The sequence below is a fragment of the Okeania sp. SIO3I5 genome (assembly GCF_010672085.1).
Classification (GTDB): Bacteria; Cyanobacteriota; Cyanobacteriia; order Cyanobacteriales; family Microcoleaceae; genus Trichodesmium.
This window is the reverse complement of record NZ_JAAHHT010000302.1, coordinates 1-10,211: the sequence shown is the minus strand read 5'-3', so window position 1 is coordinate 10,211 and position 10,211 is coordinate 1. Positions and strand designations below refer to the sequence as shown.

Genomic DNA, 10,211 nt, shown 5'->3' with positions numbered 1-10,211 from the left:
AAACAATCCGACAAGGACCATTAATCTCCACTTCGTGACCTTTAGCTAAAATCTTAGAGCCACGTTGAGCAGAAAGTACATAATCATCTTCGGCTTCAGGATCAATCTTTTTGAGCTTCCGATTTTTGTCTATATTAGGTCGATTAAAATGAAGGGTATTTTGACCGCAATGGCGCTTTTGAGACCAATTGGGTTCAGGACCACGTTTCTTACCAGAGATCCTTGGTCTTCCTTCGTACAGAGGAATCCCCCAAGTTCGACCATTAATTTTCCGAGCGCCTTGAATCCTACCTTCTTTAAGTAAAACTCGGACTCGTTGAGCAGAAATATTTAATAAACAAGCAGCTTCAGTTGTACCGACAAACATAAGATTTAATTATATATTTTACTATTGCGTATAGCAGAATAATACCAAATAATACAAAAATTACAAAGCCATACATTTGGGTGCTTCAGATAAAAAAAATTTGTTAGTCTATTTTTGGAGAAAGCTGAATCCTTAGAGAAATATTAATGATAAAGTCTTTGTAGCTTGGGTATTTTGCCTGCGACAGTTGTACCTTACTGATATGAAACACGCTGTAAATGAAACGACTAATTTCTCTAATTATCAGTTTACTTATTCTGATAGCAATCTACTGGAAAATTGATTTTACTGGACTCATAAAAGTATTTGAAAATTCTAACCTTGTATGGATGATAATCAGCGTCAACATGATAATTCCATTGACAATGTTAACTGCTTGGCGATTACAACAGTTAATGCCAAAAAAAGGCAGAAAATCATCATCTTATTTGAATTTTTGGGAAGCAAATCAATTAATTTTAGCTGCTAGTGTATTGAATATGATTTTGCCCTCCAAAATGGGAGATATTGTCAAAGCTTATTTTATGAAACAAAGGGGGAATTTAGAGGGAACTTTATCTTTATCTATAGTGATTTTTGAAAAAGCTTGCGATTTGGTTTCTTTACTAATTTGGTGCGTTTTTGGATTAATTGTTTATCCAGAAAAAGACTTATTATTTTGGATAATGACTGCTGGAGTCGCATCAGGTTTAATCATCTGCTTATTCTTATTATCCTCTCGGAAATTTGCCAGCATATTTTTTCAAATTTCCCGAAAAATTACACCTAAAAAAATTAGTTTAAAAATTGATGATTTAGAAAAGTCTTGGATAGAAATGCACAGATATTTTTGGCACGACAAACTACAGTTAACAAAAATTGCTGTTACTTCTATATTTATCTGGTTCGGGCATCTATTACAAATCTGGTTTTTTATTCTGGCGTTAAATGTTTGGGCGCCATTTTTAGCAAGTTTAGCATTATCTCCCTTAGCAATTTTAGCAGGATTGTTACCTTTAACTTTTGCGGGAGTTGGTACTCGTGATGCTGCTTTTATTATGTTTTATCAACCTTATTTTTCTCAAGAAGTTGGAGCAGCTTTAGGATTACTTTGTACATCCCGTTATTTATTACCAGCAATTGCTGGTTTACCATTTTTTGGGAAATATTTAATTAAGGAGCAGGGAGTAGGGAGTAGGGAGTAGGGAAGTGTGGGAGGTGTCGGAAGGGTGGGAAGTGTTTCTATATTTTAAGGCTTCTATCAAATTGGTTTATCTAAATGTTGGTAGAAGACCCGCGCTCTCCCGCAGGGGAGCGTCGTATGGGAATACCAACCCATGCTATAGTATAGTATAGTATAGTAACTAATATTAGTAACGGGTTGACAAAATTGAAAGCCAGGTACAAATACCGCATCTATCCAAACCATGTTCAAATAACTAAATTAAATCAACTATTTGGTTGTTGTAGATATGTTTGGAATCAAAGTTTAGCATATTGTAATCAATTATATGCTAATGGTCAAAAGAAACCAAGTTACGTTGATTTAACTAAGCAATTCATTACTCAGGTAAAGCAAGAATTAGTTTGGTTAAAAGAAGTCGCATCTACTCCATTACAACAGTCTCTCAAGGATTTAGACCAAGCTTACAAAAATTTTTTTGATAGTTGCAAAGGTAAACGAAAAGGTATTAAAGTTAAATCACCATTATTCAAGAGTAGAAAGTCAAAGCAAACTGCAAGATTTGTAGGTGCTAACTACAAAATTGGTCAAGATAAAATTTATCTACCAAAGGTAGGTAAGATTAAAATAGTTTGGTCTAGAAAACTGCCTGCTGAACCTAGTTCTCTAACAATAATCAAAGATTCAGCAAATCGTTATTTCGCTAGTTTTGTAGTAGATACTAAGTCCGAGCCTTTGCCTAAAACTAATAGTTCAATAGGCATTGATTTAGGTATTTCAACTTTTGCAACCTTGAGTAATGGAGATAAAATTAATGCTCCAAAACCTCTTAAACACAACCTTGAGAAGTTAGCTAAATTCCAACGTAAATTTGCTCATACTGAAAAAGGCAGTAAACGTCGTGAAAGACGTAGATTAAAAATAGCTAAACTTCATGGTAAAATCAAAGACATTCGTACAGATTTCTTGCACAAATTATCAACTGATTTGGCCAAGAAATACGACACCATTGTTTTAGAAGACTTGAATGTTTCTGGTATGGTCAAAAACCGTAAGTTAGCTAAAGCAATTAGTGACTTAGGGTGGCGACAATTCAGAACTTTAACTGAGGCCAAATGCGAGAAATATGGTAGGGAATTTAGAGTTATTGACAGATGGGAACCTACTACACAAAAATGTTCTAATTGTGGTTTTAAAGGTGGTAAAAAGCAACTCAACGTTAGGGAATGGACTTGTTTGAATTGCGGTACATCCCATGATAGAGATGTCAACGCTGCGGTAAACATTTTAGAAACCGTTCAACCAAAAACCAAGGTTGAAACTAAAGCAACAGAAAATCCCGTACAGTTATCACTTTTTGCTGAAGTCGCCGAGGGGCACTCGGAGACAATTAAACGGACACGGAGGAAGGGTCAGACTGGCAAGCCAGCATTTTCCAGTGATGTGTCAACCCACTCTGAGTTATTTGTTCAGCTTAGTCTGTTCGAGTGATGGATGGGAATCCCGCGCTGTCTCGCGTATAGCAGCGTCGGGAGGATGTCAAGAGAAGTAAAAAGTTATATTTACCAGATTTTAAGTTTTTATTTGACATACCAATCTTGCCTTATTTGATTATTGCTTTTGGAATAGCTATGAGGTTGATTCAATATTTAGCTAATCGTTCTCTCTGGGCAGATGAAGCAGTTTTAGCTCTCAATATTGTCAATCGTTCTTATTTAGAATTACTCCAACCTTTGGATTATGACCAAGGTGCGCCGATAGGTTTTTTAATGGTAGAAAAACTAGCAGTTCAGATATTAGGTAATAATGAATATGCTCTGCGGTTATTTCCTTTTATCTGTGGTGTCGGGTCATTGCTTTTATTTTATGAATTAGGTAAAAAATTGATTCCTAAATCTGCTGTTATTATTAGTTTAACTTTGTTTGCTAGTTTGCCATATTTAGTTTACTACTCAGCAGAACTTAAACAATATTCTAGCGATGTAGCGATCGCTCTCTTTTTATATCTATTATTACTCCCTTTGTTGCCACAAAAATTGAACCGGAGTCAGATAATTAAATATTCTTTGGTGGGAGCGATAACTATTTGGTTTTCTCATCCTTCTATCTTTATTTTGGCAAGTATTGGCAGTAGTGCTTTACTAATTAATTTTTGGCAGAAAGACCTGAGTAAAGTCAAAAAATTATTACTTATTTACTCAGCTTGGGTTTTAAGTTTTATCATCTTTTATTTTGTATCTTTGAGAAATTTAACTGGCAATGAAACCTTAACAACTTCTTGGGGAGATGGTTTTCCAAATTCCCCGTTTGATATTATTTGGATGCTGGATGCTTTTGGGAAATTTTTCTATAAACCTTTAGGCTTTAGTAAATGGGTTGATGGGTTAGCTATTGTCGCCTTTTTAGTAGGTTGTATTTCTTGTTGGTTGAGCAGAAAAAAAATTTTTTTGCTCTTACTTTCTCCGTTATTAATGACTTTTTTAGCATCCTTTTTACATCAATACCCATTTCGGAGTCGTTTGGTTTTATTTCTCACACCTTATGTAATTTTTCTCATCGCAGAAGGTGGAAGTTTTATTTTGAAAAAATCGAAATCTCCACCAATCAAAATTATTAGTATTTTCTTGATTATCTTATTACTCAGGCAACCCTTAGCAAAAGCTATCGATCTGATAGAAGAACCTCTAAATTATTCAGATATTAAACCTGTGTTGAGTTATATCAAAAAACATCAACAACCAGGAGATGTTTTGTACGTTTATCAACGAGGAATATATCAGTTTCAGTATTATGCAGAAAAATATGGTTATCAAGAAAGTGACTATATTATTGGTGTGGACGATTTAGATAAATATGATGGTCAAGAATTATCAATTACTGAGATGACAAGATATGAAAAAGACTTAGACAAACTCCGGGGAAATAAAAGAGTATGGTTATTATTTTCTCATACTCATATTCCAGCCGAAAGAAGATTTTTAAATTATTATCTGAATGAAATTGGTCTCAGAATAGATACTTTTGAAAAGCCTGGGTCTTATGTATATTTATATGATTTGAGTTGAGGTCTAGCTTGGTGTTTGTGAATGATAACTACTTTGGTTTGGGCATCCATACAGCGCTTTTCAAGTTGATGAACCACACCTCACAACCAAAACTGAGTAGTGACGTTCCATGGAACGTCACTACTGTGGTCTACCAAAATGAAAACCGCTGTAAATCATTTCTGGTAACAATTATTGTATTGTCCCTCTTTTTTCCTTTTTCTATTTGTTTTCTGGAATAGAATTATTCATCCTCTTTCTTGAGTATCATTACTTATCGCTTAATTGAGATGCACCCAAAAAGAATTTATTCAGCAAAGTCTACTTATGATTCCGGGATATTCAAAATTTCACCAGGAGTGATTAGATTAGGATTAGTGATTTGAGGATTGGCTGCCTCTAACGCCTCTAACGATATCCCAACGAGTGGCAATCCCAGAAAGAGTATCCCCAGTTTCAACCACATATACCTTTCAATTACTACTTCAGCCACTACTATGAGGAAGAACTGTTCCCAGGTTTGGGCATGAATCGATGCACCCACATATTTTTGTGACTAGAGTCTAACTCCCCGTTGTTATAGATACTTTGAGCATCTGCACAACTGCTACTGGCAACACAAGCTGCATAGATACAATAGCTGGAATAATAGCCATCGTATAAATCCCCTCCCAGATCGTACCTCCAGTTAGGTGCATCGAATTGGCTCCAGGGGTCTTTTACCTCAAGTTTATAACTATTATTTTCAGTATCAATTTCCAGACCTGAGAGGCAAATCACATGACCTTCAGAAGTGAACCAACCTTGGGTAATCAGAAAATCTCCCTCTTCTAGCCAGGTTTTTACATCATCAAGGCAGGCATTCAGATGCAATTCATAATTAACCGGAAATTGACGAATCACATCAGCCATTACCTGGGGATTGCCAGGATTGCCTATGGCTTCCAACCGCTGACGAATATCTTCAATATTTGGGTCATCAACAGCCATAGCAATACAGGTACTCTGGCAAGTATAAGCATTGGGTTGCCTTAGATTAAGAACTTTAAGTTTGGTATAGTAATCCCGAATAGCATTCATGGTTTCAGGACTGGCTGGCATAGTTTAACCTCCTAGAAATGGTATTACATAGCGACACTATTTGTAGTCCTAGCAATCGGTTGTTTTCTTTCTATAGTTTTGGTTACTCAAGACTTTTCCTTGACTATTAATAAATCTATGCTGTTAATAAGTTATTACGCAACTAATACAAACTAATATAATTTTTTGCCGAAAACTCATATTTTTATTTCGTAACTGCTCAATAATCCGGAGTAAATCGGTAAATAGCAAGCCTCAAATGGCGTGAAATAATTCCTAAACTGGTAGTCTGCCCCCATTTACTGAGCAGATACTTTAGGGTTGGCTGAAAAAGTCTTTTTGCTCTTCGTAGTAGTCAGGAGAAATAGGAATATTAGAGGAGACAGAAGTTAAAACTTCTCCTCAATTTTTCTGTCCAACTCTTGCCTAAAATACTAACTTTCTGACGGTTTTCAACTTACTTGCCAGGCACTTTTTCAAGTTTTAAACATCATTTCTGACAAATTTGTTAGATTGGAAAAAAAGCAGGTTTTAAACATTCCCTAAACCTATCTTTTTGGTGAAAACATCTGGTGTTGGTAAGGATGGTATAGCCCACCAAGGATTATGTTGTTGTAACTCTTCCAATCTATAGGAACCAGTAGCAACAGCAATAGACTTAGCACCAATGGCTTGACAACAGCTAATATCATGGGGCGTATCTCCAATGACATAAACTTTTTCTAAGTTAATTTCTCCGACTAATTCTTGGGCACTCGTTAACGCTTGACGAGCGATCGCTTTTCTATCTGCTAATTTATCTGAAAATCCCCCCTGGGTAAAATTAAAATAATTATCTAAACCATAATGAGTAAGTTTTGCTTTTGCTCCGACAGAGGTATTTCCTGTTAGTAATAGAGAAACTACATCATTACGATTGGGGTGTAAGTAGGAGAGAATTTCTTTGACTCCCTCTAGTATCTTGCCTTGTTTTCTAGTGAGATTTTGAGGTAGATATTCACCATAAACTTGTAATAATTGGTCTATTTTGGCATCATCAGGAGTAATACCTCCTAATTCTAAAATTTGACTTGCTAGTAAGCAATCTGTTGCTCCTGCTGTATTGAGCTTTGATAAATCTATCTCTTTACCAATTATGTCTCTAGCCGCATCTTCTAGAGCAAAAATACCTGCTCTACCAGTGGTTAATAATGTTCCGTCAATATCCCAAAATAGTATTGTAGTCATTTTGATTAAGGTAACTGATCAATTTTTTAGAGAATAAATCTTTCGTACTTTTAACTATTATTTTATCCTCAAGATATTTCCTTTCTCACCCGTTTGCAAATATTCTATCTTTTCTGACTTTGGAAATTTGCCTTTTGAGATAATTTATATAGCTTTTCTAGATATAGAAAGCCTAAATAATTGGTTTAAAAAAACAGTAGGGGTTTGGTCTCCAAATCCCACTTTTGCTTGGGTTAAGATACCAAATCCCTATAATAAAATGTGACAACATAATGGCGGATTACCGAAAAATAAAGGTTGAAAGCCTCTCCTTATCAAGGAGAAAAAAGCTGTCGTTTCGCTGCGCGACATGAAAAGCGGAGCTTCCCGAAGGGTGGGATGGCGAGGTTTCCTTTCCCTCCGGGACGCTACGCGTTACATGTCGCGGAGCGTTAACGTTTGCGGAGCATTCCGATAGGAAAGTTGTGCGCTAGCTAAACGCCATATCCAATCGACCAAGAGAAAGAAAAAATTCCTTTTAACCAATCCTCTTCTTGAAAATAAGAGGTAATTATTAATTGTTAATTATTAATTATTAATTATTGAATATAGGTTTTAATTTTGACTTATTAGACATCTCCAATCATAAAAAAACAAATCAATTATCCCATAGAAATAATCCATTCTTTCTCTCTGCTCCCTACTCCATTTTTTCTAAAAATCTGTCGACTGATTTACAATATAACAATCACCTTGAGCAGGAGGTACTTCAATTACAAGAATTTCTAATGGAGTTTCACCTTCGATCGCCTGATGTTTGACTCCGGGTTCTATTGTAATTACATCACCTTTTTTAATAGGTTGTATTTGATCGTCAAGAGATATGTGTCCTGTTCCGTCAAGTACATAATAATATTCTGTAGTTTTTTTGTGATAATGTTTTTCTGCTTTATCTACAAAAAGATGTACCAGTTTAGCTGGTCCTTGTGATACAAGTTTTCTAATAGTGCCACAATGTCCTCTGACCTGGGGAATATTATCAGTAGAAAGTATCATTTAATTTAAAACCTCCTTTTTTTTTACATAATAATTCAGCTATTAGCTGTTAACTCTCAGCAATGATATCCCAACCTTAAAGGAAGGAATTGAAATTAATATAGACTTTAAAGTTGGCTTTTGTAGTCAGATTTATAGCACTTAACTGGGAACACTTAACTGGGAACAGTTGGAAAAGTGTTTCCTAGTCTAAGATTCATCATCAGTTTATGTCCTAATCGCCCTGGCTATTGCTATAATTCTGACTTAATTAATAAAGCTTTTATCTAAAAAAATAGCTAATATAGCAATCCTCCGCATATTCGTGGCAAAAATCTTACTGCTTTTTAGGGAACAGGCAACAGGCAAGAGTTTCAGTTTTTTTATTTACTTTTTGATTTGTCACAACCTATTTAGGATTGCTATAGCAGAATACTTACTTTTTTGTTGTTTAGTTTCATTTTTTTTACCGAAATATTGTGGTCTAAAGCCTCTCCTTTTAAGGGGATAAAAAAGAGAATATTAGACATCTCCGGAAAAGAGGGAATAGGCAATAGGCAATGGGCAATAGGGGGAAGTAATTCATAATTTATGGATAAGAATTGATTTGATTTTTTATTATTGGAGATGTCTATTCCTGATGTCATAACAATTCAAAATTATCTTTTTCTAATTTTGAATTTTGAATTTTTAATTCAAAAAACGGTCAAGCCTCCTTATTGCATAGGTACTGATAACTGATAACTGAAATAGCTAATTCCATAAATTCATAAATTCTACTATTTGAATAGCTGTTGTTGCGGAACAAGGATTATTTATTTTTCCCTGGAAATATTCTACAGCGTTTTTCATGGCTCGACCCATTGTATCATCAGCTATAGAGGAGATAATTTTTTGTACAATACCATCCTGGCAAATTACAACTCTTCCTTCTCCTCGGTTTTTACCAAGAATTGGTTCATAAAATCCAGCTACAGTTATCCCTTTTTGATGATCTTCTACAGCTAATACACGATAGCGAATATTTTCCTCTTCAGGAGTTCTATCAAAGTATTTTGGAGAGTATCCTGGATAAAAATATTTTATCTTTCCTGCCATAGAAGTATATAGAATAACTTCTGCACCATTGACTGCCGTATAATGTTTTTCTGTCATTCCTTGCTTGGGCAAAAAGTAATTTTTATCGTTAATATTTAGATCTATATCTTGATAAAATATTTTGCCAATTTTCTGAGGAAAATATTCTTTTCCCAGAGCCATCACATTTGCAACTATATGTGAACCTTCATAGCCAAAAGCATAAAGTTTATCATCTATAAATCGACCGTTAATAAAATCATTGATTCTATTTTTAGTCATTTCTGAGACAACTTTATGAGGGGTAATTTTCAGAGATATAATTAGTTCTTTAATTTTCTGAGTTACTGATGATGCTATATAGTTTTCATTAACAACAAGCTTGCCTTGAAATTCCTGCAATAACTCACACAATATTTGAATCTCTTCGTAATTGCAGATTGGTTTTTCTACAATAATATTAGCCTCATTATCAATTTCTATAATATTCCTAATAACTTCAACATGAGTATCTGTAGGAGAACAAATATCCCAGAAGAGCGGACGTATTTCTGCTGCTTTTGCAAAAGATGAAAATACATTTATTCCTCTGTTGAGTGCCTCTTGTTGTTTAACTAAATTTGCTTCGATAATTCCTAGTGTCTGAATTCCAATATCGTTTAATTTTTTTTCATGCCATGAAGCGACATTTCCATTACCTACACGCACACATCCAAATAAATCTAACTTTCTGTCTAAAAAATGAGAAAATTGATGAGTCTTAGTTAGTAGTTGCATATTTTTCCAAACTTTTCAAGGTCGATCTCTTTTTCCTATTACTTATTTAAGTTTTTACCTTTGTGGGCGATCGGTATCGAAGCGATCGCTTAATTTTAAAGAGAAATAATTTTGAGTATTGTCTATATATAGATACTTTTGAAAAGCCTAGGTCTTATGTAATAGACATAGGCGTGAAAAATATGTAGACTTTTTGTAAAAGTAGGGAACAGGGAACAGGGAACAGGGAATATATTTTTAGTTAAAATGTACAGAAAATGATTTTATCAGGAAATTTTACAACTCTATTTTATGGTAAATAAAGGGTAAGTTTATTTTCTGGAAATGTCTAATATGTATAGTTACTAAATCTATAGAAAAATATTCCTAGACAAGTGTTTTAATTAAGTGTTACCTTAACGGGGTGAACTACAACACCCTCTATCCCATTGCTAAAAGCGTTTGGGACTGCTTTTCGTAATAT

8 protein-coding genes are annotated in these 10,211 nt (G+C 34.6%); 3 read left to right on the top strand and 5 right to left on the bottom strand.

The window, feature by feature from the left end; all coding sequences use genetic code 11:
* A partial coding sequence (locus tag F6K40_RS35815) for a DNA-binding protein (RefSeq protein WP_293143602.1) occupies positions 1-367 on the bottom strand: 367 nt, incomplete at its 3' end.
* A 218-nt stretch (positions 368-585) separates the two neighbouring features.
* Between F6K40_RS35815 and F6K40_RS35810 the strand changes: the two genes are divergently transcribed.
* From F6K40_RS35810 to F6K40_RS35800, 3 genes are all read left to right on the top strand, one after another.
* A complete protein-coding gene (locus F6K40_RS35810; RefSeq protein WP_293143599.1) occupies positions 586-1,551 on the top strand; it encodes a lysylphosphatidylglycerol synthase transmembrane domain-containing protein in 966 nt (321 codons plus the stop codon).
* Between the two features lie 176 nt (positions 1,552-1,727).
* Positions 1,728-3,020, top strand: coding sequence for an RNA-guided endonuclease InsQ/TnpB family protein (locus F6K40_RS35805; RefSeq protein ID WP_365673951.1), 1,293 nt, complete (start codon positions 1,728-1,730; stop codon positions 3,018-3,020).
* Between the two features lie 107 nt (positions 3,021-3,127).
* Positions 3,128-4,594, top strand: a complete 1,467-nt coding sequence (locus F6K40_RS35800) for a glycosyltransferase family 39 protein (protein WP_293143596.1) — start codon at positions 3,128-3,130, stop codon at positions 4,592-4,594.
* A gap of 474 nt (positions 4,595-5,068) precedes the next feature.
* Here F6K40_RS35800 and F6K40_RS35795 read toward each other — a convergent pair whose 3' ends face one another.
* The 4 genes from F6K40_RS35795 to F6K40_RS35780 form a co-directional block, all read right to left on the bottom strand.
* Positions 5,069-5,674, bottom strand: a complete 606-nt coding sequence (locus tag F6K40_RS35795; protein WP_293143593.1) for a hypothetical protein — start codon at positions 5,672-5,674, stop codon at positions 5,069-5,071.
* 510 nt (positions 5,675-6,184) lie between these two features.
* Positions 6,185-6,880, bottom strand: a complete 696-nt coding sequence (locus F6K40_RS35790; RefSeq protein WP_293143590.1) for an HAD family hydrolase — start codon at positions 6,878-6,880, stop codon at positions 6,185-6,187.
* Between the two features lie 693 nt (positions 6,881-7,573).
* On the bottom strand, positions 7,574-7,915 hold the full coding sequence (locus tag F6K40_RS35785) for a cupin domain-containing protein (protein ID WP_293143587.1): 342 nt from the start codon (positions 7,913-7,915) through the stop codon (positions 7,574-7,576).
* Between the two features lie 732 nt (positions 7,916-8,647).
* Positions 8,648-9,748 (bottom strand): Gfo/Idh/MocA family oxidoreductase, encoded by a 1,101-nt coding sequence (locus F6K40_RS35780; protein WP_293143585.1) that lies wholly within the window; start codon positions 9,746-9,748, stop codon positions 8,648-8,650.
* Positions 9,749-10,211: the final 463 nt, after the last annotated feature.